The 23917-nt window shown below is 75.1% G+C and carries 25 protein-coding genes; 14 read left to right on the top strand and 11 right to left on the bottom strand.

Translation table 11 applies throughout. From position 1 onward, the window contains the following. Window positions 1-54: 54 nt before the first annotated feature. Window positions 55-828 carry a zf-HC2 domain-containing protein gene (locus tag PH189_RS19965; RefSeq protein WP_274190585.1) on the bottom strand — a complete coding sequence of 258 codons (774 nt, stop codon included), beginning with the start codon at window positions 826-828 and terminating at the stop codon, window positions 55-57. A 2-nt stretch (window positions 829-830) separates the two neighbouring features. After that, window positions 831-1388 (bottom strand): sigma-70 family RNA polymerase sigma factor, encoded by a 558-nt coding sequence (locus PH189_RS19960; RefSeq protein WP_274190584.1) that lies wholly within the window; start codon window positions 1386-1388, stop codon window positions 831-833. Window positions 1389-1731: 343 nt separating this feature from the next. Here PH189_RS19960 and PH189_RS19955 point away from each other — a divergent pair, with 343 nt between their 5' ends. Genes PH189_RS19955 through PH189_RS19945 form a run of 3 tightly spaced genes read left to right on the top strand, consistent with a single transcriptional unit; the run spans window position 1732 to window position 4161 of the window. Then, the gene (locus PH189_RS19955) at window positions 1732-1977 is read left to right on the top strand and encodes a hypothetical protein (RefSeq protein WP_274190583.1); all 246 of its coding nucleotides are present in this window, start codon (window positions 1732-1734) and stop codon (window positions 1975-1977) included. Next, window positions 1974-2708, top strand: coding sequence for a DUF5134 domain-containing protein (locus PH189_RS19950; RefSeq protein WP_274190582.1), 735 nt, complete (start codon window positions 1974-1976; stop codon window positions 2706-2708). Before PH189_RS19955 ends, PH189_RS19950 begins: the two co-directional genes overlap by 4 nt. 28 nt (window positions 2709-2736) lie before the next feature. After that, window positions 2737-4161, top strand: a complete 1425-nt coding sequence (locus tag PH189_RS19945; protein ID WP_274190581.1) for a PepSY-associated TM helix domain-containing protein — start codon at window positions 2737-2739, stop codon at window positions 4159-4161. Here PH189_RS19945 and PH189_RS19940 read toward each other — a convergent pair. Next, on the bottom strand, window positions 4149-4958 hold the full coding sequence (locus PH189_RS19940; protein ID WP_274190580.1) for a class I SAM-dependent methyltransferase: 810 nt from the start codon (window positions 4956-4958) through the stop codon (window positions 4149-4151). The genes PH189_RS19945 and PH189_RS19940 overlap by 13 nt on opposite strands. Before the next feature lie 110 nt (window positions 4959-5068). On the opposite strand from PH189_RS19940, the gene PH189_RS19935 reads away from it, so the two are divergent. From PH189_RS19935 to PH189_RS19920, 4 genes are all read left to right on the top strand, one after another. Further along, the gene (locus PH189_RS19935) at window positions 5069-6415 is read left to right on the top strand and encodes a UDP-glucose dehydrogenase family protein (protein ID WP_274190579.1); all 1347 of its coding nucleotides are present in this window, start codon (window positions 5069-5071) and stop codon (window positions 6413-6415) included. A 111-nt stretch (window positions 6416-6526) separates the two neighbouring features. Continuing rightward, a complete protein-coding gene (locus PH189_RS19930; protein WP_274190578.1) occupies window positions 6527-7003 on the top strand; it encodes an SRPBCC family protein in 477 nt (158 codons plus the stop codon). A 283-nt stretch (window positions 7004-7286) separates the two neighbouring features. Next, the gene (locus PH189_RS19925; RefSeq protein WP_274190577.1) at window positions 7287-8078 is read left to right on the top strand and encodes a DUF1990 family protein; all 792 of its coding nucleotides are present in this window, start codon (window positions 7287-7289) and stop codon (window positions 8076-8078) included. A 225-nt stretch (window positions 8079-8303) separates the two neighbouring features. Continuing rightward, entirely contained in the window at window positions 8304-8657 is a 354-nt protein-coding gene (locus tag PH189_RS19920) for a hypothetical protein (RefSeq protein ID WP_274190576.1), read from the top strand. Window positions 8658-8686: 29 nt separating this feature from the next. On the opposite strand, the gene PH189_RS19915 is transcribed toward PH189_RS19920, so the two are convergent. Then, a complete protein-coding gene (locus tag PH189_RS19915; protein ID WP_274190575.1) occupies window positions 8687-9754 on the bottom strand; it encodes an endonuclease/exonuclease/phosphatase family protein in 1068 nt (355 codons plus the stop codon). Window positions 9755-9807: 53 nt separating this feature from the next. Next, the gene (locus PH189_RS19910; RefSeq protein WP_274190574.1) at window positions 9808-11340 is read right to left on the bottom strand and encodes a heparin lyase I family protein; all 1533 of its coding nucleotides are present in this window, start codon (window positions 11338-11340) and stop codon (window positions 9808-9810) included. A gap of 527 nt (window positions 11341-11867) precedes the next feature. Here PH189_RS19910 and PH189_RS19905 point away from each other — a divergent pair. Next, window positions 11868-12782, top strand: a complete 915-nt coding sequence (locus tag PH189_RS19905) for a hypothetical protein (RefSeq protein WP_274190573.1) — start codon at window positions 11868-11870, stop codon at window positions 12780-12782. A gap of 119 nt (window positions 12783-12901) precedes the next feature. Continuing rightward, the gene (locus PH189_RS19900; protein WP_274190572.1) at window positions 12902-13708 is read left to right on the top strand and encodes an SCO4651 family lipoprotein; all 807 of its coding nucleotides are present in this window, start codon (window positions 12902-12904) and stop codon (window positions 13706-13708) included. 94 nt (window positions 13709-13802) lie between these two features. On the opposite strand, the gene PH189_RS19895 is transcribed toward PH189_RS19900, so the two are convergent. Further along, entirely contained in the window at window positions 13803-14351 is a 549-nt protein-coding gene (locus tag PH189_RS19895) for a hypothetical protein (RefSeq protein ID WP_274190571.1), read from the bottom strand. A 233-nt stretch (window positions 14352-14584) separates the two neighbouring features. After that, entirely contained in the window at window positions 14585-15175 is a 591-nt protein-coding gene (locus PH189_RS19890) for a TetR/AcrR family transcriptional regulator (protein WP_274190570.1), read from the bottom strand. A gap of 122 nt (window positions 15176-15297) precedes the next feature. On the opposite strand from PH189_RS19890, the gene PH189_RS19885 reads away from it, so the two are divergent. Continuing rightward, window positions 15298-17331 carry an acyltransferase family protein gene (locus PH189_RS19885; protein ID WP_274190569.1) on the top strand — a complete coding sequence of 678 codons (2034 nt, stop codon included), beginning with the start codon at window positions 15298-15300 and terminating at the stop codon, window positions 17329-17331. A gap of 1 nt (window position 17332) precedes the next feature. Here PH189_RS19885 and PH189_RS19880 read toward each other — a convergent pair whose 3' ends face one another. Further along, window positions 17333-17479 carry a hypothetical protein gene (locus PH189_RS19880; protein WP_274190568.1) on the bottom strand — a complete coding sequence of 49 codons (147 nt, stop codon included), beginning with the start codon at window positions 17477-17479 and terminating at the stop codon, window positions 17333-17335. Window positions 17480-17682: 203 nt separating this feature from the next. Between PH189_RS19880 and PH189_RS19875 the strand changes: the two genes are divergently transcribed. Both PH189_RS19875 and PH189_RS19870 read left to right on the top strand, forming a co-directional pair. Next, a complete protein-coding gene (locus PH189_RS19875) occupies window positions 17683-17847 on the top strand; it encodes a hypothetical protein (protein WP_274190567.1) in 165 nt (54 codons plus the stop codon). 61 nt (window positions 17848-17908) lie between these two features. After that, window positions 17909-19015, top strand: coding sequence for a C39 family peptidase (locus tag PH189_RS19870; RefSeq protein ID WP_274190566.1), 1107 nt, complete (start codon window positions 17909-17911; stop codon window positions 19013-19015). A gap of 37 nt (window positions 19016-19052) precedes the next feature. On the opposite strand, the gene PH189_RS19865 is transcribed toward PH189_RS19870, so the two are convergent. Next, window positions 19053-19691: a hypothetical protein gene (locus tag PH189_RS19865; protein WP_274190565.1), complete on the bottom strand. Its 639-nt coding sequence runs from the start codon at window positions 19689-19691 to the stop codon at window positions 19053-19055. Between the two features lie 261 nt (window positions 19692-19952). Between PH189_RS19865 and PH189_RS19860 the strand changes: the two genes are divergently transcribed. Beyond that, on the top strand, window positions 19953-20306 hold the full coding sequence (locus PH189_RS19860; protein ID WP_274190564.1) for a VOC family protein: 354 nt from the start codon (window positions 19953-19955) through the stop codon (window positions 20304-20306). 136 nt (window positions 20307-20442) lie between these two features. Continuing rightward, complete coding sequence (locus tag PH189_RS19855) at window positions 20443-21540, top strand: GNAT family N-acetyltransferase (RefSeq protein ID WP_274190563.1); 1098 nt, start codon at window positions 20443-20445, stop codon at window positions 21538-21540. 22 nt (window positions 21541-21562) lie between these two features. On the opposite strand, the gene PH189_RS19850 is transcribed toward PH189_RS19855, so the two are convergent. Further along, window positions 21563-22816: a cytochrome P450 gene (locus tag PH189_RS19850; RefSeq protein ID WP_274190562.1), complete on the bottom strand. Its 1254-nt coding sequence runs from the start codon at window positions 22814-22816 to the stop codon at window positions 21563-21565. 5 nt (window positions 22817-22821) lie between these two features. Beyond that, entirely contained in the window at window positions 22822-23478 is a 657-nt protein-coding gene (locus tag PH189_RS19845; RefSeq protein WP_274190561.1) for a response regulator transcription factor, read from the bottom strand. Between the last annotated feature and the right edge of the window lie 439 nt (window positions 23479-23917).

Genomic DNA, 23917 nt, shown 5'->3' with positions numbered 1-23917 from the left:
GCGGAGGCGTCCCTCGCTCCGGGACTCGGCGCTCTGGGTCCGGGCGCGCGGGGATCACGCGACGTCGGACTCACGCTCCCAGGGCGTCGGCGCCGGGCGGGTGGGGCCGTCGTCGGCGACCACGCTCCGACCGCCGGGCCGCCACCACCGCGCCCCCGGGCTCGGGCCCGTGCCGGGACGCGGCCCGCTGCGGACGACGGCGAGCCCGAGCAGGAACCCGGCGACGAGCACGAGGTGCGACACCACGCGGCCGGGCTCGACGCGTCCCGCGACCAGGTCGAGGCCGCTGAGCACCGCGAGCACCGCGATGAAGGCGCCCAGCACCGGCAGCAGCCCCGCGAGGTGCCGCGTGAACAGCGCACCGCCGAGGAAGGCGACGCCGAGCGCGAGGTTCCACGCTGCCGTCTCGTGCGTCGCGTGCGCCATGCCGGCGCCGAGCACCATGAACGGATCGGTCATCGCGTGGGCGTGCGTCGCGGCACCGAGCAGCGAGACGAGCCCGAGCACCGCCTGCGCCAGCCCGACGGCGGCGAGCCCGGCCCGCGCGGACACCCCGCGCCACCGCACCGACGCAGCGGGAGCAGCGTCGACGACGCGGTCGACCAGGTCGGGCCCCGCCCCGACCGCCGCCGTGCGCACATGTCGCGTCACGAGCGCGGCGTCCCGCTGCCAGGACCGGCAGGCGGCGCACCCGCCCAGGTGCGCGTCGATCCGGGCCTGCTCGGCGGCGTCGGCCTCGCCGTCGAGGGCGGCCGACATCGCCTCCCGGCACCCGTCGCAGTCCACGCCGTGCTGGTCGTCGCGACCGGCGCCGTGGTTCCCGGCCACCCTCACCCCGAGCGGTGCGGCCGCTCGGCGGGACGGTCGGCGAGCGCGTCGACGAGGTCGGCCCGGGCCCGCGCGACGCGAGAACGGATCGTGCCGATCGGGCACCGGCACACCGCGGCGGCCTCCTCGTACGACAGCCCGATCACCTGGGTGAGCACGAACGCCTCACGACGGTCGGGGTCGAGCGCGTCGACGGCGTGGCGCACCGCGACCGACTCCGCGAGGTCGCCGCGCGGGGCACCTCCCACGGGGCGGTCGTCCTCGGCGAGGGGCGCCGGGCTCACCGGGCGGCGGGAGCGGCGGCGCAGGTGGTCGGCGGCGACCCGGCGCGCGACCGAGAGCAGCCAGCTACGGGCGGGGGCGTCGCCCCGGTACCGGCGCAGCGAACCCAGGGCCCGCTCGTAGGTCTCCTGGGTCAGCTCCTCGGCGACCGACGGGTCGGCGAGGTGCACGAGCAGGCGCCACACCTGGTGCTGCGTCGCCGCCACGAACTCCCCGGCGGCGCCGCGATCGCCGTCCCGGGCGCGCAGCGCCAGCGCGGTGATCCTCGCGTCGTCCACCGGAGCTCCTCGTCGTGTGCCACCGTCGGACACCCGCCGTCCGCGTCGTCGCCGGGCGCCCCGGAGTTCCCGCGCGTGACCGTCCCGACAAACGGGGCTCGGTGTCGTGCCGACGATGCCTACCGTGCTGCCGCTGACGGTAGGCGCCCACCGGATCGTGCTCGCGGAGCCCTGCGACGCGATCACCTGAGAACGAACGGGTGATCTCCTGAGAACGCTCGGCCGTCCGGGCACACCGGGCCGGTGCGGTGGGGCGAGCGGTATGCCACCGGACCGCACCGCCGTACCGTCGCCGCTGGTCGCAGCACACACGGCACCGCAGCCCACGCCCTGGAGGACCGTCATGACGGACCACGACCCGCTCGCTGCCGGCCCCACCGCGGGCCTGCAGCACGTCGCCACGTTCTGCGGGCAGTGCTCCTGCGGGTGCCCCGAGCTCCACCTCGACCCCGACGCCGGTGACGAGCGCCGCGTCGTGATCACCGACGACTTCGGCCAGCGCATCCAGATGAGCCTCGCGCAGCTCGCCGTGATCGTCGACGACGCCCGCAACGGGGTCCTCGACGGCCTCCTCGCCGACGCCAGGTGAGCCTCCCCGCGCCCCTCGCAGGGTTCCTCGCCACCGTCCTGCTGGCCGCCGCGGCCCTCTGCGCGGTGAGCCTGTGGCGCCGCCGCGCCCGTCACGAGCGCGCGGCGGCGGCCGCCGAGGCCAACCACGTCGTGATGGGCCTCGGGATGGCGGCGATGGTGCTGCCCGCGACCGCGGACCTCGTGCCCCCGACGGCGGGCGCGGTCGCCTTCGGCGCGCTCGGCGTCGTGTGGGCGGCCCGCCTGCTGGCGCTGCGCCACCGGGAACGGCCCCTGGGCTCGCCGGTCGGCGGCGACCGCTGCGGCGCGCACCCCACCCACCTGTTGCTGAGCAACGCGGCGATGGCCGTGATGTACGTGATCATGGTGCCGGCCGGCGGGATGGCCGGCATGTCCCACGGCGCCGGTCACGCCGGGCACGGCGCCGCGGCGGCCTCGACCCCGCTCGCGCTCAGCGCCGTCGCCACCGCGCTCGCGCTCTACCTCGTCGTCCACACCGTCGCCACGGTCGCCGTGCTGGTGCGCCTGCGTGCCCCGGCCACCGTGACGGCCGGTGGCGGGACGGCCGGTGGCGGGACGGCCGGTGGCGGGACGGCCGGTGGCGGGACGGTTGGCGGCGGCGGTGCCGGCTTCGGCAGCGCGCTCGGCCGTGCCGTCGACGCCCCCGCCGTCCAGCTCGGCTGCCAGGCCGTCACCGGGGCCGCGATGGCCCTGATGCTCCTCGTGCATTAGAGCGACCCGATACCCCGAGAGGCTCCCCGTGACCGTCGACGAGCAGCCGGCGCCCCCGCGCCCGGCCGCCGCCCCGACCCGCGCGGGCCCCTGGTCGCTGCTGCGGCCCCTGGTGCTGCGCATCCACTTCTGGGCGGGCGTGCTCGTCGGGCCGTTCCTGCTGGTCGCCGCCCTGACGGGGCTGGTGTACACGCTGATGCCCGCCCTCGAGCCCGTCGTCTACCGCGACGAGCTGACCGTGCCGCCCTCGGACGCCCAGGTCCCGCTCGCCGACCAGGTCCGTGTCGGCATGGACGCCCTGCCCGGCACCGAGCTGCGCGCCGTGCGCCCCGGGGCGACCCCCACCGACACCACCCAGGTGATCGCTGACGATCCCGGCCTGCCCGAGTCCTTCTACCGCACCGCGTTCGTCGACCCCCACACCGGCGACCTGCGCGGCGTGCTCGAGACCTACGGCTCCGGGCAGGCGATGCCGCTGCGCGCCTGGGTCGACCAGCTGCACCGCAACCTGCACCTCGGCGACGCCGGCCGGCTCTACACCGAGCTCGCGGCCTCCTGGCTGTGGGTGCTCGTGCTGGCCGGGCTGACGCTGTGGATCGGGCTGGTCCGGCGCCGCCGCAGGGAGCGCGCGAGCGCGCTGCTCGTGCCCCGCACCACGGGCGGCCGACGGGCCCGGCTGCTCTCGTGGCACGCCGTCGTCGGGCTGTGGGCGGCGGGCGGGCTGCTGTTCCTGTCCGCCACGGGGCTGACCTGGTCGACGTACGCCGGCGAGAACATCAGCACCCTGCGCGCCCAGCTCTCCTGGGAGACCCCGGAGCCCGAGATCGCGCTGCCCGGCACCGTCGCCGTGGCCCCGGAGGCGGGCGAGCACGCCGGCCACGGCGGCATGACCATGACGACACCGACCACGGCCACGCCCGCGTCGTTCGACGTCGCCGCCCGCGCCGCCGCGGACGCCGGGCTCGACGGGCCGCTCGACATCACCCCGGGCGGCGAGGGCGCGGCCACGACCGTCAGCCAGATCGACCGCACCTGGCCCCAGCGCCTCGACGCGATCGCCGTCGACCCCGACACCGGGCAGGTCACCGACGTCGTGCGCGCTGAGGACTGGCCGCTCGCGGCGAAGCTCGCCCGCTGGGGCATCGACGCGCACATGGGCCTGCTGTTCGGGCTCGCGAACCAGGTCGTCCTCGCGGCCCTCGCCACCGGCCTCGCCTGCATGATCGTGTGGGGCTACGTCCTGTGGTGGCGTCGCGGGCCCGGCCGGCGGCCCGGGCACGTGCCCGCCGACGGCGTCCTGCGGTCCCTGCCGCGCGGGCTCTACGCCGGGGTGGTCGTGGTGACGATCGCGGTGGGCGTCGCCGTTCCGCTGCTCGGCGCGAGCCTGCTCGCGTTCCTCCTGATCGAGACGCTGCTGGACCGACGTCGCACGGGCGAGCCTCAGAACGCGTAGCGGTGCAGGCGCATCGCGTCGCGCAGGACCGGGACCGCGTCGAACCCGCGGTAGAGCCAGTGCCGCGGGCCGACGGTGTCCGCGGACGCGAGCTCGGAGACGGTGACGTCGTCGCGCTCGCGCAGACGCGGGTGGCGGGCCGTGAGCTCGGCGCCGTCGAAGCCCCAGGCGAAGCGGGTGTCGACGCCCAGCAGCGCGAACGCGGCGTTCGAGACCGGCAGCGTCCAGCCGGCGACGGCGTCGAACGCGACCTCTCCGGACGCGCACCGGGTGAGCAGCCGGTCGACCACGGCGTGCACGTCGGCCGGGGAGAGGTACATGAACAGGCCCTCGGCCAGGGCGAGCGTCGGGCGGTCGGCGTCCACCCGCTCCCACCAGCCCGGCTCGGTCACCGAGGCGCTCACCGTCTCGATGTCGTCGGGCAGGTCGTAGACCCGGCGGCGCAGGTCGGCGACGCGCGGCACGTCGACGTCGATCCAGCGCGAGCCGGGCGGGCGCGCGACGCGCAGCGGGCGGCTGTCCAGCCCGCACCCGAGGTGCAGCACCTGGCCGTCGGGGTGCTCGCCGAGGAACGCGACCGTCCACTCGTCGAGGCGCCGCGCGCGGGCGCAGATCGTCGCGGTGTCCGAGCTGAACCAGCGCAGGGCACCGGGGTCGTGCTGCACCCGCGCGAGGACCTCGCCAGCGAACCGGTCGCCCAGCACCGGGTGGGCCGAGCGGGCGTCGCGCTCGCGCAGGTAGAGCGTGATCAACATGGTCGTCTCCGACCCGCGGAGGTCGACCGACTCGGGCGACATGCCGTCACCTTGGCACCCGGGACCCCCGACGGCGGCCCACGCCCTCGTGCCCGGAGCGTGATCTGGCAGCGTGTGCTGCGGATTCGTCGGCGGAAACCTAGGGGGAAGCCGTGTTCACGCGTCGGGTGGCGGTGGTGGGGACGGGTTATGTCGGTCTGACGACGGGGGCGTGTCTGGCGTCGTTGGGGCACCAGGTGGTGTGCGCGGACATCGACACGGCGAAGGTGGAGCGGTTGCGCCGCGGTGTGGTGGACATCGTGGAGCCGGGTCTGTCGGAGCTGGTGACCGAGCAGGTGTCGGCGGGGCGGTTGTCGTTCGTGGTGGGTGCGTCGTCGGCGGTGTCGGCTCACACCGACGGGTTGGACGCCGAGGTGGTGTTCCTGTGTCTGCCGACGCCGATGGGTGTGGGCGGGGTCGCGGATCTGCGTGCGGTGGAGGCGGTGATCGAGGAGACCCGCGAGCTGCTGGCGTCGGGGACGGTGGTGGTGAACAAGTCGACGGTGCCGGTGGGGACGGCGGCGCGGACCGCGGAGCTGCTCGACCGCGCGGATGTGTCGGTGGTGTCGAACCCGGAGTTCCTGCGTGAGGGCTCGGCGGTGCACGACTTCCTGAACCCGGACCGGATCGTGGTGGGGTGTGACGCGGCGGAGGCCGCGGAGCGGGTGGCGGCGCTGTACGCCCGGCTGGGGGCGCCGACGGTGCTCACCGACGCGGCGTCGGCGGAGCTGATGAAGTACGCGGCGAATTGTTTCCTGGCGATGAAGCTGTCGTACGTCAATGCGATGGCCGAGCTGTGTGAGCGGGTCGGGGCCGACATCGGCGATGTCACCGAGGGCATCGGTTACGACCGGCGGATCGGGCAGGCGTTCCTGTCGCCGGGTCCGGGGTGGGGCGGGTCGTGTCTGCCGAAGGACACGCACGCGTTGTTGCAGGTCGCGGACGCGGCGGATTTCGAGTTCCGGTTGTTGCGCGCGACGATCGACACGAACACCCGGCAGCGTCAGCGGGTGGTGGACAAGGTGCGTGCGGCGGTGACCGGGAAGCGGACGGGGTCGCTGACGCGGGTGCGGCTGGGTCTGCTGGGGTTGACGTTCAAGGCGGGCACCGACGACCTGCGGGATTCGCCGGCACTGGCGATCGCGGCGCTGCTGCGTCAGGCCGGGGCGGATCTGGTGGGCTACGACCCGGCGCTGGTGGCCGACCCGGGCAACCCGGACAAGGTGGTGCGCGACGAGGTCGAGGGCGTGCCGCTGGTGGCCGACCCGCTCGAGGCCGCCCAGGGCGCCGAGGCGGTGGTGGTGCTCACCGAGTGGCCGGTGTTCCGGACGCTGGACTGGACCGCGATGGCCGGGGTGATGAAGCAGCCGGTGGTGGTCGACACCCGCAACCTGGTCGACCCCGCCACCCTGCGCCGCGCCGGCCTGACCGGCATCGGCATCGGCCGCCGGGACGCCTGACCGCGAGGCCCGGGGGCCGGGGGTGGCCCGGGCACCGGCCCCCGCCTACCGTGGGTGGACGTTGGGGCGGCCGCGCGGGCCGCGTGCCGAGTCTCATCGGAGAGGCGAGCCATGCGCTGCGAGATCGCGGTCGACATCGACACCTGCCCGGACCACGTCTGGGCCGTGCTCACCGACGTGACGCGCTGGCCGCGGTGGACCACCGCGGTCCGCGACGCGACCCTCGTGGGCGGCGGCGTCCTCACGCTCGGAGGCGTGGTGCGCCTGCGCGCTCCGCGCCTGCCCGAGCGCGTCTGGCGGGTGTCCGAGCTCCACCCCCGCCGGCGCCGCATCACGCTGAGCGACGAGGGCCTCGGCGCCCGGGCGAGCGTGCGCTTCGCCCTCACCACGCCCGAGGGCGACGGCGCCCGCACGCGCGTCACCGTGGTCCACGAGCGGGCCGGCTGGGTCGGCGCCACGGTCGCGTGGGTCACCGCGCGGACGGTCGAGGCGCACCTGCAGACGCTCGCCGGGGACCTCAAGAAGCACTGTGAGACGCGTCGGCGTGCGCGCGAGGCGGCCGGGAACGCTGCCACCACGGTGTCCTGAGGCGAGTTCGTCCGAACGAGGGCCATCGGTTGCTCCGGCCGCACGATCGCGCCCGGCCGACCGATGGGTGTCCGCGACGACGAGCGTGCAGCCCGTACGGCCGTCCGGGACTGGTCCAACCTGCGGTTCGCCCGGCCGCGTTCTTCCTCGCGTTCGAGGGCGTGCTCGACGACCCCGCCTCGGGCCTCATGCGACAGGACCACGTGCGCGCGGTGACGGGGTCCGCACGGTGACGTGAGCGGCGTCGGGGGAGGACGGGCCCGTACGGGGGTACGCCTGGACCATGACGTCGCAGGCCCCGTCGCAGGCCCCTGAGCTCTCCCTCGGCACCTCGGCCTGGATCCCCGGGCCGCGCCAGGTGCTGCGCGAGGCCCTCATGCTCACCCGCCTCCCGCGCGGCGTGGTGGGTGTCCTCTGGCGCTGCGTGCGCCCGGACGTCGCGGTGCACGTCGTCGAGGAGATCGGCGACCACCGGGACCTGCCGCCGCGACTGACCGACGCCACCGAGCGCGACCAGCCCCTCGAGATGGGGTACGGGCCGGCGCTGCACCGCGAGTTCCGGGTCCGCGTCGTCGGCGCGCAGCGTGGCGCGGTCGACCTCGTCGACGCCCTCGCCCGGAACATGAACCGCGCGGTCGTCCCCGGCGTCGCCCGTTTCGACTACGTCGCGGCGAGCGGGGCGATGGCGGTCGGAGAGGAGCTCGTCGTGCGGATGCCCGGGCCCTGGGACGGGCCGGTACGGGTGCTGCGCCGCGATCCGACGTCGTTCCTGCTGGGGACGCTGGACGGGCACCTCGAGGCCGGCCAGATCGAGTTCGCGGCCCGCGACCTCGTCGACGGCGACCTCGAGTTCGCCATCACCACCTGGGCCCGCGCGGGCGACCCCGTCGCCGACGTGCTCTACAGCCGCATCGGGCTGGCCAAGCAGATCCAGTACCTGCTGTGGGTCGAGTTCTGCGTACGCGCCGCCGCCCTGGCCGGTGGGCGCACCCCGGGCGGTGTGACGGTGCGGACCCGCACCGTCGCGTGGCCCGACGAGATTTCTCCCGAGGAGATTTCTCGGCAGACGGTGTAACGACCCGCCGACCCGGCACGACATCCCGGGTGCCCCGTGCGGCCACCGGACCCCCGACCCGGTGGCCCACGGGGCTTTGTCGTTCCCGGGTCGTCGCCTGGTCGTCTCCGGGCCCTCACCGGTCCGTGAGCGACCCCCTCCCTCCCGTGTGACTCGTGATCACTCAGGGACACGCGGGGTCGATGTGACCCCGGACGGTCCCTCGGTGGACGTACCCTCCTCCGCGTGGACGACGACGCGAGGGTGACGACGGCGATCGTCGGCCTGCTCATCGCGTTCTGCGCCGTACTGCTCGCCAAGTGGCTCGCGGTGGTCGCCCTCGCCGGGCTCCTGCTCGTGGTGGTGCTGCGCTTCGCGCTGCGCCGGGTGATCCGCTCGGTGCGCGGCGATCACACCTCGGGCGGGCTCGCGGTCGTCGCGCCCGACCCCGGCCCCGTCACCGGGCCTCAGCGCATGGTCGTGCCGATGCCCGACTGCTCCTGGTGCGGGCTCGTCGGCGGCCACCGCGACCTGCGCGGTGAACCCGTGCGCCCCCGGCACGCCCACGCGATGCCGGCGCCGGCGCGGCACGCGTCCTGAGTCGGGGCCACCTCCAGAGCTGAAGCCGGCTACAGGCGCAGGTGCACGAGCAGGGCGCGGTGGTCCGAGCCCGGCACGTCGAGCACCGTCACGTCGCGGGCCCTCGGCCCGCCGCTGGTCAGCACATGGTCGATCTGCGCGCCGACGGCCCGGGGCCAGCCCGCGTTCCAGGTCGAGGTCAGGCTCTCGCCGCGCTCGGTGGCGGCGTCGGCGCACCCCCGGGTGCCGGCGCGGAACGCGGAGTGGTCCGGGGTGGCGTTGACGTCGCCCACGACGAGCGACCCGCCGCCCGGGCGGGCGCACCACCGCTGCAACAGCTCGAGCTCGCCGGGCCAGTAGCCGATCCACCCCGGCACGATCGAGACGACGTGCACCGCGCCGAGGCGCACCGGGCCGAGGATCCCGCCGGTGACCTCGGCCCACGGGTAGCGGGTGTCCGTAGGGGTGCCGGGTGCGTCGGAGATCGTCCGGGCGGTGACGTCGCCGGCACGTGGTGAGGCGAGGACGACGATGCCGCGGACGTCCGCGGCGCGTGCCGGGACGTTGGTCCACGACCGGTACCCGGGCACCAGGGCCGCGATCCGCGTCCGGAAGCGCTCGCCGGCCTCGGGCAGCACGACGAGGTCGGGACGCTCGCGGCGGACCACCTCGGCGAGGGCGCCGACGTCGGCCCGGCCCTCGAAGGCGTTGAACGACAGCACGGTGAGCGCGGTGCCACCGGGCGGGGGCGGTTCGTCGGCGATCGCGCGGGGGACGACGAACGCCGCCGCCAGCGCGACGACCACCCCGACGCCGGCGAGACCGACGACGCCGGCCCGCCGCCGACCGGGCCGACGGGGCCGACGGAGGCGCACGACCAGGGCGAGCACCACGCCCGCCGCCGCGAGCACCGTGAGCAGGGGCCGCAGGGCGGCGAACACGGCGAACGGCAGGTGGCGGTCCAGACCGACCAGGTCGGGCAGGAGCACCAGGGCGGCGAGCACCGTCGGGACGACCGCGAGGCCCGCGGTCGCCACCGCCCGGCGCCATCCGCCCCGCGACCCGCCGGGCGCCGGCCCGGGACGTCCCCGCACCAGGTCGAGGACGCGGCTGGGCATCGGGCCAGGTTAGGGGCCCGGGGTGCCGGTGGCGCGTGAGGTGGGGCCCCGAGCTAGTCCCTCGCGCGCGGCCCGATGCCGCCGATCCCCGCGGCGTCCCGCCCGATCTTGAGGTCGGTGACGATGATCGAGCCGCCCTCGCGGATGGCCTGCGCGCGGTACATGCCCATCTTCAGGTACGCCGCGTGCGTGCTCATGGTCCCGTCGCGGGGGCTCCAGTTCGTGACGCCGGTGGGACGACCGTCCCGCCACACCGTCACCGAGCCCTCGCTGGGGTCCTGCGCGAACGTGATCTTCATCGCGAGGTCGATCCGCTGCCCCGGCGACACCGGCCCGATCGCCTGCATGTCGTCGCCCTCGCTGACCATGTAGAGCTGGCCGCGGGTGACCTGGAGCGCGAGCGGCGGCGACCCGTTGGGCGACGTGTGGTGCCACTGCAGGATGACCTGCCAGTTGCCCGTGTCCGTGGGGAAGTCGTCGGAGAGCTGCGCGGTGTAGCGGACGAACTGCTGGTCGCCGTCGACCGGCTCGGTGCCCGGGCCCTGTGGCAGCACCTCGCTGCGCTTGCCGCCGGGGCCGAGCGAGAACTGCCACGCCTGACGGTCCGGGTCGTCCGGGTTCGCGACGATCCGCGGACGGGGTCCGTTCTCGACCAGCCCGTCGTTGGCGCTGTTGTCGAACAGGTCGGAGAACGCCCCGGACGCGGCGTCGAACAGGGCGCCGATCACGGGCTGCGGCCCCTCGCTGGTCGGGGTGGTGGAGGACACCGACGGCGGCGTCACCGGCACCACGGGCAGCGCGGACGACGTCGACGCGTCGGGGCTGCTCGGCACGACGGGGGAGAACAGGCCCGCGGGCGCGGCCGACGACGGGGCCGCCTCGAGCGGGGCGGACGTCGACACCGGCGAGCCGGGCGTGGTCAGTGCGAAGAGCGCGGCCACCCCGCCGCCGCCGATCAGGCCGATCGTGGCCCGCAGGGGGAGGCCCCGACGGCGGGCGGAGGGCTCGGCGGACCCGCTCGATGCCGTGGTCCCGGAGGTCGTGGCCCCGGTGGTCGTGGCCGGCGTCGCGGTCGTGGTCGGTGCGGCGGCGGCGACCCGGGAGGTCGGGGCGGCGTGACGGCCGCTCGGCGGGCCGATCGCGGTGCCGGGGACCGCGGCCGGGGCGTGGCTCGTGGCGTCGATGGCGGCGTGCCGACCGGTCGACGTGGGCGAGGTCAGCGCGGTCACCGAGGTCGCCGCGGTCAGCCCGGTCGCCGCGACGTGGGTGGTCGCGGGCTCGACCTGCGCCGTGGGTGCGTGGGTGGTCGGGACGAGCGCGATCGGGGTCGTGGGGTCGTCGTCGCCGGCGGGGCCGGCGGCGTCACGGGACGCCGCGCGGTGGCGGGTTGCGCCGGTCGTCGTCGCCACGAACGGAGCAGTGCCAGGGGTGCGCCGGTGACGCGGGCGCCCGTCGTCGTCCGTGCGCTCGGTGCCGCCGGCGGGCACACTGCCGGGCACCCGGAGGCCCCGGTGGGCGCGGCGGGTGCGTGATCCGCGTCGGCCGTCGCCGGACGAGGGGTCGGCGTGGGTCACCACGTCGGTCATCGAGGGCGTCTCCCGGGTCGGTCCGGGCGGGCGTCTCGCGCCCACCCCGCGGCCGTGCGGACCGTGCTCATGTGCGAACAGATTGTCACCCGACCGAGGCCTCAAGGTGCTTCCGAGCGTGTCCTTGGGCCGAACGGCCTGCCCCTCGCGGCGGATGGCTGCTCCATCCTGCCTGCACGCCTCCACCACACCCGGTCGGTCGGCCTCCGGGTTCCGGAGCGCCCTGATCTCGGTCCGGTCACGGGTTGGTGTCGGCCCGGCGTCGACGACCGGTCCGGCGGACGGCGCCGGCGACGCGCGGACCCGGACCGGCGGCCCGCTCGGCGCGTGTCCCGCGCGGGTCGTCGCCGGGGATTCGCCCGGGCCGCCCGAATGAGGAGATTGCGGTCGGCGCCACCGCTCGCCGTGCTCCGAACGGGTGAGCGGCCTCGCCGGTCGTCGCGCGCCGACGGCGCGTGGGCGGCGTTCTCCTCAGCCTCTCTCAGGTTCGCGGTGCGTACCCGCCCGATTCCCTAGCGTTCCCGGCGATGAACACGACGACCACACCGGAGCGCCCCGCCACGGGGTCGGGTCCGGGCACCACCAGAGGTCTCCGCGGCCGTGACGGTGCCGGCCTGCTGCGGATCGGGCTCCACCTGATGCTGGCGGCCCTGCCGCTGCTGGCGATCTCCGCCCACGTGTTCGGCGTCATGAGGATGCAGGACTCCGCCCCGATCCTCGTCATCCCCCTCGCCGCCGCGATCGTCGCCCTCACCGTGCTCGCGCCGCACCAGGGCGACCGTGTCATCGCCGACGGCATGCTCTGGGGCGTCGTCGGCTGCGCGATCTACGACGGCTTCCGGCTCACCACCGTCCACGTCTTCGGCTGGTGGGCCGACTTCATCCCGGTGATGGGCACCTGGATCACCGGCAACCCGGACGACATGACCTCCGGCGCCGTCGTCGGCTACCTCTGGCGCTACATCGGCGACGGTGGCGGCATCGGCATCACGTTCTTCGCGATCGCCTCGGCGATGGGGCTGCAGAAGTGCTCGCGCCGTGTGGCGGTGCTGGCGGCCGTCGCGTTCTCGGTCTTCCCCGTGTGGGCCGGGCTGATCGCCACCGTCTGGATCGCGCCGCTGGGCCAGACCATGATGTTCCCGGTCACGGCGACCACGCTGACGCTCTCGCTGATCGGCCACCTGATCTTCGGCTGGATCATGGGCCTCGGCTTCCACCGCTCCCGGGCGGTGCGCGAGTCCTGGCCCTGGGAGCCGCTCACCGGCAGCATGCCCGCCCTCCCGGCCGGCAGTGTCCGTGCGGCCCGCCCGGCCCTCCTGCCCTCGCCGCGGACGCCGCACACGCCGCCGGCCGGGCAGGCGATCGACCCCGACACCTGGGAGCTCTGGCGCCAGCGCCTCGAGGAGAACTCCCGCGCGCGACGCACCCGCAGTCTGCACTGACCTCGTCCCCCTGAAGACCCCGCTCCCCAGCGCCGCCCCGGCCCCGGCCCGCTCCTCGCGGGTCGGGGCCGTTGCGGTGTCCGGGCGGCGATGGGGCACCGAGCAGCGATACTGATCCGGTGGCGCGACGCTCCGGGGTGCTGGCCGTCCTCGCGCTCCTGCTCGCGCTGGTCGCGGGGTGCGGCAGCGACGACCCGCTCACGGAGGTCCGCGACGCGGTCGGCCGGACCTACGAGGAGCGCACCGCGCGGGTGGCGTTCACGTCCCGCACCGGCCCGCCGGGCACGCCCGGGACCGAGGTGACGGGCAGCGGCGTTGCGGACCTCGTCGCGCGCAGCGCCGACACGACCGTCACGGTGCCCCTGCTCGGCGGCGGGACGCGGGTGCTGCTGGTCGGTGGGCAGCTCTACGCCCAGGTGCCGCCGGCGGTCGCGCTCCTGGTCCCCGGTGGGCGAGCGTGGGCGTCGATCGCCCTCGACCGGCTGGCGGCCGCGACGCTCGGCGGACCGCTCCCGCAGCTCGCGGGCACACCGACCGACCCGTTGCAGCAGGTCGCCGCCCTGCAGGGCGTCACCGAGGCCCGCCTCGTGGGGCCGGAGCCGGTGGACGGGACGCCCACGACGCACTACGCCGCGACGGTGGACCTGCTCGCCACCCCCGCGGCGGCGGACCCGGCGCAGCGGCCGGCGATCGACCGCCTCGTCGCGCAGATCGGCACGAGCCGCCTGCCGACCGACTGCTGGGTCGACGAGCAGGGACTCCTGCGCCGCATCGCCCAGACCACCACGGCCCCCGAGCGCCCCGGCCGTCCCGCGACCTCGACCGCGGTGACCCTGGACCTCACCGAGCACGGTCTGCCGGTCACCGTGGCGCCGCCGCCCGCCGACCAGGTCACCGACATCGGGGCGCTCCTGCCGGCGGGCTGACCCGGGCTGACCCGGTCGAAAGGGGCGGACAGCAAGCGGCCCCGGTGACGTTTCGGGGACGTCACCGGGGCCGCGGGCCGTGCGGCGTCCTGGATCAGGACGCGGCGGGCGCCATGGCCGGGATATCGGTGATCGTGGGCTCCTGGGTGGCCGAGGACGCGGTCTCCGCGGTCTTCCCGGCCTCCTCCGACTCGGCGGACTCCTCCGGCTCCTCGGAGGTGGCCCGCGGGGTGGCCTCCTCGTCCTCCTCCCCGTCCTCCTCCTCGTCGCCGGCGGACGGGAGCTGGCCGCTGAGCGGGTCGAGGATCTCGCTGGCCGGCGGGCAGACCGCGTCGTGCACCGGGGCGACGGCCTCGTTGCCGGCCTCGAGGGCCTGGGTGGTCGCGCCGCCGGTGGCGCCGTTGACCGTGGCGTCGAGCTGCTCGTTCGCCGGGTCGACGACCGGGATCTCGCAGTCGCTCGTGTGATCGCTGCCGTGCTCGGCGGTCCCGCTGTGCGAGCTCTCGTGGCCGTGGGACGAGGGCGCCTCGCCGGCGAACGCCATCCCGGTGCCGCCGCCGATCAGGGCGAAGGCGGCGGTGGCGGTGAACAGCCCGCGACCTGCGACGGTCGTCGTCGAGCCGGTGCGGCGAGCAGAGTGCATGCCCATACGGAAGAACCCCTCGCGTCAGGTGGGAAGCGGTGTCGGCGCGCGAGGGCGAGCCCTCACATGCCTGAGGGAACGTGACGCTGCGTTCCCTCGAGTCGGACAACGAGTGATGTCACGACTCGATAACGGTCGTGTCACGGACTCACACGGACGAGGGACAACCCGGGCGCGGTATGTCTCCACGGCCGGCCGAGAACCCGGTCAGGTCCGGCGGGTCACCCACGGGGTCACTCGGCCAGAGCGCCCGTGAGCACGGTCTCGAGCAGGTCGGAGAGCTCCGTGGCGAGGTCGAACGGCGCGGGCTCGACGTCGATCCAGCGGATCACGGCCGAGAAGTAGCCGAGCGCCAGCATCCGCCCGATCTGGTCCGGCCCGGCGTGGGGGCGCAGCGCGACGCCCGACTCGGTGACGAACTCGGCGAGGTCGCGGACGAGGGGATGGGTCACCAGCCAGTCGGTGTGGCGGAGCCGCGGGGGCATGAGGGCGACCGTCTCGCGCCGGGTCTCGACATTGAGATCGGCGAGGGCCGCGAGGTAGCGGCCGAGGACCTCGCGCAGCGGCAGCAGGGCCCCGGGCTCGTGGGCGAACGACGACGCCGCGCGCTCGCGTCGCCGCAGGGCCCACTCGTCGAGGAAGGCCATCTTGCGGGGGAAGTGGTTGAACACCGTGGTGCGCGAGAGGCCCGCGCGGGCGGCGACGTCGTTCATCGAGGTGTCGTCGAAGCCCTTCTCGACGATCAGCGCCACCGCTGCCTCGAAGACGCGGTCGTGGCGCTCGTGCCGCTTGCGGGTGCGTCGGGGCATCTCCGCGGTCTCCATCGGGCCCAGTAGAGCACGTGCCCGGCCCGGCACCCGCACCTCACGGACCGTGCGGGAGGCTGGTCACCGGCGGCGAGCGGGCCGCCGCAGGGTGTGACGGGGTGAGGGCGAGGGGAGCAGGAGTGGCCGGTCTCGAGACCGTCGACCGCGCGCCGGGCACGACCCGCAGCGCCCGCCGTCCCGAGATCGAGGGGCTGCGGGGTCTCGCCGCCGTCCTCGTCGTCGTCTACCACGTCTGGATCGGGCGCGTCTCCGGCGGCGTCGACGTCTTCTTCCTGCTCTCGGGCTTCTTCATCCTCGGGATGACCGCGCGCAGCGCGATCCGGGGCGAGCGGGTCGCGCTCGCCACCACGTGGACCCGGCTGTTCTGGCGGCTCTTTCCCACCGCCGGGCTGGTCCTGGCCGTCAGCACGGTGGTCGCGGCGGTCCTGCTGCCGGCCTCGACGTGGTCGCGCAACCTGCACGAGCTGCTGGCCTCGGCGTTCTTCGTCGAGAACTGGCGCCTGGCGCTCGACTCGGTCGACTACTACGCCGACAACGGCGCCGCGAGCGTCGCCCAGCACTTCTGGTCGCTGTCGATCCAGGCCCAGTTCTACCTGCTGGCCCCGCTGCTGGTGCTCGCCGTGGCGCGGTGGGCGCGGTTCCGGGGTGCCGATGTGCGCGCCGCGCTGCTCGCGGCCCTCGCCGCGGTCGCGCTCGCGTCCTTCGCGCACTCGGTGATCGCCACGTCCTCCGACCAGGCCTTCGCCTACTTCGACGCCCGCACGCGCCTCTGGGAGTTCGCCCTCGGCGGCCTCCTCGCCCTCGTGATCGACCGGGTGCGGCTCGGGACGGTGGCGCGCGCCGTGCTCGGGTGGGTCGGCGTCGCGGGCCTGGTGACGTGCGGCGCGGTCCTCGACGTCGGCGCCGCCTTCCCCGGCTACCTCGCGCTGTGGCCGGTGCTGTCCGCGGTCGCGATCATCGTGGCGGGCCGCACCGGGGGCGCCGACCGACTGCTCTCCACGCGCGCCGCCCAGTACCTGGGGAAGATCAGCTTCCCGCTCTACCTGTGGCACTGGCCGGTGCTCGTCGTGTTCCTGGTGCTCGCCGGGCTCCCGGCCGCGGGGCCGGTCGGCGGGCTGGTGGTCGTCGCGGTCTCGGTGGCTCTCGCGATCGCCACCCACCACCTCCTGGAGGAGCCGCTGCGCGCGGTGTCGCTCGCGCGGCTGGGCCGGGTGCGGGCGCCGGCGCTGGTGGCGGCCTGCCTGGCCCCGGCGCTGGTCGCGCTCGGCGTGTGGTCCGCCGTCGCGGCGGCCGGGGCGGGCGCGCCCGTCGCCCTCGGCGACCCCTCCCACCCGGGCGCCCTGGCCCTGTCCGGTGCGCTCGCGGCGGACCACGTCGTCGACGGCGACCCCGCGGCGCCGGTCGAGCCGTCGCTGGCGCGGCTGCAGGACGACTGGGCGGACTACCGGGCCGGGTGCGCCCCGGTGGCCGACCACCCCGTGCTCGAGGAGTGCGTGCCGATCAGCGCCGAGGGCGAGCCGCAGCGCCGCGTCACCCTCGTCGGCGACTCCCACATGCAGCAGATCCTCCCGGCCCTCGAGCCGCTGGCGCGGGAGCAGCACTGGGAGGTGCGCACGCTCGTCCGCGCCCGCTGCCCGTTCTCGACGGCGTCGGAGACCGACCCGGCCGACGCCTCGTGCATCGCGTGGAACGAGGCCGCGATCGAGCACCTCGCCGCCGCGCCGCCGGACGCGGTGGTCGTCAGCGCGTCACGCGACGTCCGGCAGGGGCTCACCGAGCAGACCCCGGAGGGCTTCGTGGCCGCCTGGCAGCGTCTCGACGCCGCCGGCGTCCCCGTCGTGGCCGTGCGCGACAACCCGCGCTTCGACCACCGGCCCGCGGAGTGCCTCGAGGCGCTGGGGCGCGGTGCCCCCGACTGCGAGATCCCCCGCGGCGAGCTCCTGGCCGCCGACCCGCCGTACGCGCTGCTCGACGGCGTGCCGGACAACGTCGGGTTCCTCGACCTCAGCGACGAGATCTGCACCCCCACGACCTGTCCGCCCGAGATCGGCAACGTGCTCGTCTACCTCGACGACAACCACCTCACGGCGTCGTACAGCCGCACGCTCTCCGCGGCGGTGAGCCAGCGGCTGCCCGGCCTCCTGGGCTGGTAGGTCAGCCGCTGGGCTCTTCGCCGGAGCCGGCCAGGCCCTGCTCGTCGGGCTCGAGGTCGATGTCGAAGGCCGGGTCGACCTCCTCGGGGTCGGCGTCGGGCGCCGTGTCGGGGTTCTTCTCGGTGGGGACCTTCGGGTCGCTGCTCATCACCGGGCTGCGTACCCCCGTCCCACCCCCGCGACGCCCGCTCGCGTGTCACGGGCGCGTGACGGCGCGGAGGTTGCGTCCGGGGCGCGAGACGACGCCCGTGACGTTGCCGACGGGCGCCGGCCGCCAACCACGGCGGGGGGACAGCCGTCTGGATCCATGAGTGCAGGGGCGTTCCCGGCGCTCGGGAAGAGGAGAGACGGATGTTCGTCATCGTGGCCGTGGTCGTCATCGGCGTGTTCTTCGTGACCGGTGCCCTGCTGGGCGTCAGCGTCGCGCAGAACCAGGCGTCGGACCGTGCTCGTCGCACCGCCCGCGACCGGCACATCTCGGCGATCCGCACCGACGCGCTCATCACCCAGGCCTGAGGCCACCCCGGCCCGGGACCTGGCCCGGAACATTCCGCCCGCCCGGCGACGTCGAAGCGGCGTGGACTTCGACGCGGGACACCCGGCTACGCAGGACCTGCCCGTCGACGAGTCTGCCGACCTCTTCACCGACCTCGACGGCGACGGGCTGGTCGACGTCACCGCGGTGGACACCAACGGCGACGGCGTGCTCGACCTCGCGTGGACCGACGCCGACGGCGACGGGCTGGTCACCGACGACGAGGTCCACCCGGTGACCGACGGCGGCTGGTCGACCGACTGGTACCGCCACGAGGACAACTTCCGCGACGGGGCCCTGCCCGCGGACGCCTCGGCGGCCCGCGACGACGGCGGCATGCACGGCGACCCCGAGCAGGCCTCGTCCTACTGGTACGCGCAGTCGGTCAACGGCTACTGCGTGCCGGCGGCGGTCGCGCAGGTCGTGGGCGAGTGGCAGGGCACCAACGTCGGCGAGGGCGAGGTCGTGGCCCGCGCGATCGAGCACGGCTGGCTCACCACCACCGACACCAACGGCGACGGCGCGCCGGACGACGCGTCGGGCATGACGTCGTCGGAGGGCGAGGCGCTGCTCGAGAGCTACGGCATTCCCGCGACCACCACGCACGGGAGCCTGAAGGACCTCGAGCTCCTGCTCGACCAGGACCGCGACATCATCGCCTACGTCGACTCCGACGAGGTCTGGTACCGCGCGGACGACGACGGATCGAGTGGGGCCTCGGACGGCGGCTCCGACGCGAACCACGCCGTCGTGGTGACGGGCATCGACGACGAGAACGTGTACCTCGCCGACCCCGGCGACCCGAGCGGCGCGATCTCGGTGGTGCCGCGGTCGACGTTCGAGGACGCGTGGTCGGACTCGGACCACGAGATGCTCGTGACCGACACGGCGCCGCCGCAGACGGCGCCCGCCGACAACGTCCCGGAGCACCAGCTCCCGCCCGAGGGCCACCCGGGCGCGGCGTCCGGTGCCCCTCCGACCGAGGTCTCGAAGCCGGCGATCGGCGACGGCCGCGGGCTGCTCTCGGCGGGCTCGACCGGGGTGGTGCTCCTGCCGATCGTGCTGCGCGACGTCGCGGTCGCGACCGCCGGCGTCTCCGCCCTGCTCGCCGCCGCCGGCATCGTCCGCCGCCGCCTCCCTCGTGCGTGATCTTCTGGGCTATGGCTCGGAAGGTCACGCACGTGCGTCAGGAGCCGCAGGCCGTGGCGACGGTCCGGGCGACGCGGGTGGTGACCGTGCCGTAGTCCTCGGTCGAGCCGTCGCGCAGCCAGCCGAGGATGTCGTCCGAGCCGGCGACGAAGGCGTCGTGCTCGGACGACGTGGTGCCGTAGGTCGCGGCGAGCGCGTCCCCGCGGGCGTCGACGACGCCGTCCCACCGGTCGCTCGGCGTCTGCCCGAGCGAGGTGACGGTGTCGTCCAGGGCGTCGGCGACCACCGTGGCGCACTGCTGGGCGACGGCGGGGGAGGCCGGGGCGCTCGCGGGGCTCGGTGCGCTCGCGGCCGTGGTGGACACGGCGTCGACGAGCGACGGGAGCTGCGAGCCGATCCCGATCAGCGCGATCGCGGCACCCGCGACGGCGACGGCCAGCGGGGTGCGGGTCCCGGGCCGGGCGGTGCGCGGTGCCGTGCGGACGGCCGGGGCGGGGTGGGCGGCGACCGCGCCACGGGGCGGGGTGGGCACGCCGGTGACCGGGTGCGGGCGGTAGGCCGTCGGTGCGGGGTAGCCGAGCCCGGCGGGCGGGGCGTCCTGCGGCACGCGGTGGGCGGGCGCCGGCACCGTCGCCGGCGTCACGAGGGTGTCCTCCCGCCGGTGGTGCTGCCCCATGATCGACCCCCGAACGGCGTAGCCCTCCAGCGGCCGGTCGGACGCTGTGTGCCCGGTTGTCGGAGCGTGTGCCGGGACCGTTAGCTCCCGAACGACCGGAACGGGCGGGTCCACCGGATGGGGTGAACCAGGGTGGGCCGGGTGGGTGGCGGCGCGAGGGCGTCCCCAGCTGCGTGGGACGCAGCGAGGGCGTCCCTCGCTCCTGCACGGGTGAGCGCAACCTGACGCACCCTGTCAGGAACGAGCCCTAGCGTCGGCGGCATGTCCACGACACTCGCCATGCTCAATCTCGACGGCCCCGACCCGCGGGCGCAGGCCGCCTTCTACGGTGCCCTGCTCGGTTGGGACGTCGTCCACGCCGAGGACGAGTACGCGATGATCTCGGGCGAGGGCGCCCCGATCGGCTTCGGACGCGTGCCGGGCTGGGTCGCGCCGCCGTGGCCGGACCCCGAGGGCACCAAGCGCTACCACCTCGACCTCGCGGTGGACGACCTCGACGCCGCGATCGACCGGGCCCGTGAGCTCGGCGCGTCGCTGCCCGACGACCAGCCGGGTGACCGGTGGCGCGTCCTCCTCGACCCCGTCGGCCACCCCTTCTGCCTCTGCCCGAGGTAGCGCTGCACGCGGCGGCCACCCGCACGGTGCTTACGTCGGGTGGTCCACTCGCACGACGTCACGCGGCCTTCACGTCCCTAGGGTTGCCGGGCACAGGGCCGGGGGTGGGGACCCTGGACGACGTGGGGGCGACGACGTGCAGATCAGGGTGGTCCGTCCGGACGAGCTCGGCGCGTCCGACCTCGAGAGCTGGCGCGGGTTCCAGGGCACCGGTGCGACGGCGCACCCGTTCCTCGCGCCGGAGTTCGTGCTGGCGGTGGGGCGGGTGCGCCCGCAGCTGCGCGTCGCGGTGCTCGAGGAGTCGGTCGGCACCGTCGGGTTCTTCCCCTTCGAGCGCGGGCCGTGGGGCTACGGCACCCCGCCCGCTCCCGGGCTCACCGACGCGCACGGGCTGGTGCACGCCCCGGACGTCGAGTGGGATCCGCAGCAGCTCCTGCGGGCCTGCGGGCTGTCGGTGTGGGAGTTCGACCACCTCGTCGACGGCCAGAAGCCGTTCGAGCGCTTCCAGGCGCTGCGCGTGCCGTCGCCGGTGATGGATCTCAGTGGCGGCTACGCGGCGTTCCGGGCGCACGTGCGCTCGCGGTCGAAGTCGTTCCTCTCCGAGCTGGAGCGCAAGCGCCGGGCGCTCGGGCGTGACCACGGCACCGTGACGTTCACGCTCGGCACCGCCGACCCCGACGGCCTGCGCCGGATCATGGACTGGAAGTCGCAGCAGTACCAGCGCACCGGGCGCAGCGACCGGTTCCGCGTCCCCTGGATCCGCGAGCTGCTCGAGTCGCTGCTGGACACGCGAACCGAGTCGTTCGCGGGCACGCTCTCGGTGCTCCGGGCCGGCGACACCCCGGTCGCCGGGCACTTCGGTCTGCGCAGCGGGTCGTCCCTGGCCGGCTGGTTCCCGGCGTTCGACATGGAATTCCGCCACTACTCCCCGGGCCTGCTGCACCACCTCATGCTCGCCGAGCACGCCGCCGCCGACGGCATCCTCGAGATCGACATGGGGCGCGGCGCCAAGGGCTACAAGGACTGCTTCCGCAGCCGCGACCTGGTCGTCGCCGAGGGCCGGATCGTGCGTCGTGGCCCGTCCGCCGCGCTGCACTGGGCGCGCCGCGAGCCCGTGCGGCGGCTGCGCAACCGGGTGCTCGACGACCCGCGCCTCTACGCCGCCGCGGACAGGGTCCTCAAACGGGCCGCCTCGGTGCGCACGAGGGTCGTGCCCGGCGCGGTGCGCTCCTGAGGCGTGCCACACGGCGTACGGGTCACACGGTGTAGGGCAGCGCGACGATGCCGTGGTCGAACGACGAGAGCAGCGGCACCGCCGGCCCGGCCGTCCGCAGGTGGGGCAGGCGCGCGAGCACCGCCCGGAACAGGGCCCCCAGCTCGCGGCGGGCGAGGTGGGCGCCCAGGCACAGGTGCGCGCCGGGCCCGCCGAAGCCGACGTGCGGGTTGGGCCGGCGCCCGACGTCGAAGGTGTCGGGGGCGTCGAAGACGGCCTCGTCCCGGTTGGCCGAGCCGTAGAACAGCACGACCTTGGACCCGGCCGGCAGCGGGTGGCCGCGCAGCTCGTGGTCGCGGGTCAGGGTGCGCCGGAACTGGACGATCGGCGAGCACATCCGCACGATCTCCTCGATCGCGGTGCCCATCAGCGCGTCCGGGTCGGCGGCGAGCCGCTCGCGCTCCCCGGGGTGCTCGGAGAGCAGCACCAGCCCGTGCGAGGCGGCGTTGCGCACGGTCTCGTTGCCGGCGACGAGGAGCAGGTCGAAGAACGACCCCAGCTCGCGCAACGAGAGCCGCTCGCCGTCGACGTCGGCGGTGACCAGCGCGGACAGGATGTCGTCGCCCGGGTCGCGCCGGCGCTGCCTCCCGAGACCCACGACGAACCGGCGCAGGTCGACGATCGCCCGCAGGTTCCCCAGCAGCAGCCGTGCCGTCGCGAGGCGGTGCATCTCCCCGCGCACCCCGGAGTACTCGGTCATGACGTCGATGCGCGAGAGGACGAACCCGCGTCGCTCGCGCGGGATCCCGAGCATCGAGCAGATCACGTGGATCGGCAGCTCGCGGGCCGCGTCGGCCACGAAGTCGCCCGAGCCCCGGCGCTCCAGCCGGGTGACGATCTCGTCGACGATCTCCGCGATCTCGACGTCGAGGGCCTCGAGGCGCCGGGGGGCGAACGCGCGGGACACGATCCGGCGCAGGCGCGCGTGCCGGGGGTCGTCCATGTTCACCAGGGGACGGCCGAACACCATCGGGAGCCAGGGCGGCGGCTCGGGGCTCACCGCGGCGGGTTCGCTGGAGAACACGGCGGTGAGGCGGCTGGCCTCGAGCACGTCGGCGTGGCGCACCAGGGCGTGGAACCCCCCGCCGGGGCGGAGCAGCGGCACCCGCGGCTCGGCGAAGAACACCGGACGGTCCAGGGACCGCAGGTGGGCGAAGGCGGCGAGCCGCGCGGACTCCGGAGCCGCCCAGAACGCGAGATCGGTCAGGTCGGGGAGGGTGGCGGCGTCGGCGCGCACTGTCGTCAGCCGGCCCGGGAGGGCAGCGCCCGGCCGACCAGGAGGTCGTGACGCACGGCGAGCGAGGCGGCCTCCAGCCGCGAGTGCACCCCGAGCTTCGAGAGCATCGACTGCACGTGGCTGCGGACCGTCAGGGTGGCGATGCCGAGGCGCCGCTCCATCTCGCGGGTGCTCACGCCCTCGACGAGCAGGGCGAGACACTCGATCTCACGCTCGGTCAGCAACGACACCAGCCGACGTGCGTGGGCCCCGGCCGGGTCCTGGTCCACCGGCGTGCGCGGGGCGCTGATCACGATCTCGCCGGCGGCCACACGCCGCAGCGCCCGCAGCAGCGACTCGACACCGTGACTGCGGTGGAGGTAGGCGCGAGCGCCGGCGGCCAGGGCGGCGTCGACGGAGGAGCGGAGGTCGTCGGAGGTGAGCACCAGGACCGCGGACCGCCCGCCACCGGCCTCGCGCAGCGCTCGGACGAACACGGCGACGTCGCGGTCGGCGTCGGCGAGATGGTCGGCGATCACCAGGTCCGGGCCGACCGCCGCCACGACGGCGACCAGCCCCTCCCGTGCGGCCGGCCCGAGCGTCACCGCGTGTCCGTGCGCGGTCAGCGTCGTCCCCAGCAGATCGGTGAGCAGCGTCCCGCGCCCACCCACGACCACATTCATCGTTCGACCACATTCATCGTTCCCCCCGGAGGAACATCCTTCGGCGCCCTGCCACATCGGCGGTGTGTTCAGCGTGACCACCCGGTCGATGGCACGTCAAGCACGGGGAGTGACCGACATCTGGATGCTTTTCGGGGCTGTCTACGGCGTTGAGACCTGAAGTATCTGCTGTTCGGTCGTACAGCGGCTCAGGTTGCCTGACAAGCCGTCACAGAACGGTTCCGTTTCGGATTGCGGACGGTTTCTCCTGCATCTTGGGGACGACTGTGGCGCACGTCATGCCTAGCGTCCTCGGATCGTGCGTCCCGTCCAGGTGCTCGTCGTCGCGGACCGGCTGCTGCACGACCTGCTCGTCGCGCGGTGGTCCGGTGAGCCGTCGCTGACCGTCGTCGTGCTCGACCTGGCGCTCCGCCCGTCACGGTGGGAGCGCGCCGTGGAG

The sequence above is a fragment of the Actinomycetospora chibensis genome (genome assembly GCF_028737215.1).
GTDB classification, from domain to species: Bacteria; Actinomycetota; Actinomycetes; order Mycobacteriales; family Pseudonocardiaceae; genus Actinomycetospora; species Actinomycetospora chibensis.
Note: the sequence above shows the minus strand (reverse complement) of the source record. Positions and strands in the feature narration are given on the sequence as shown.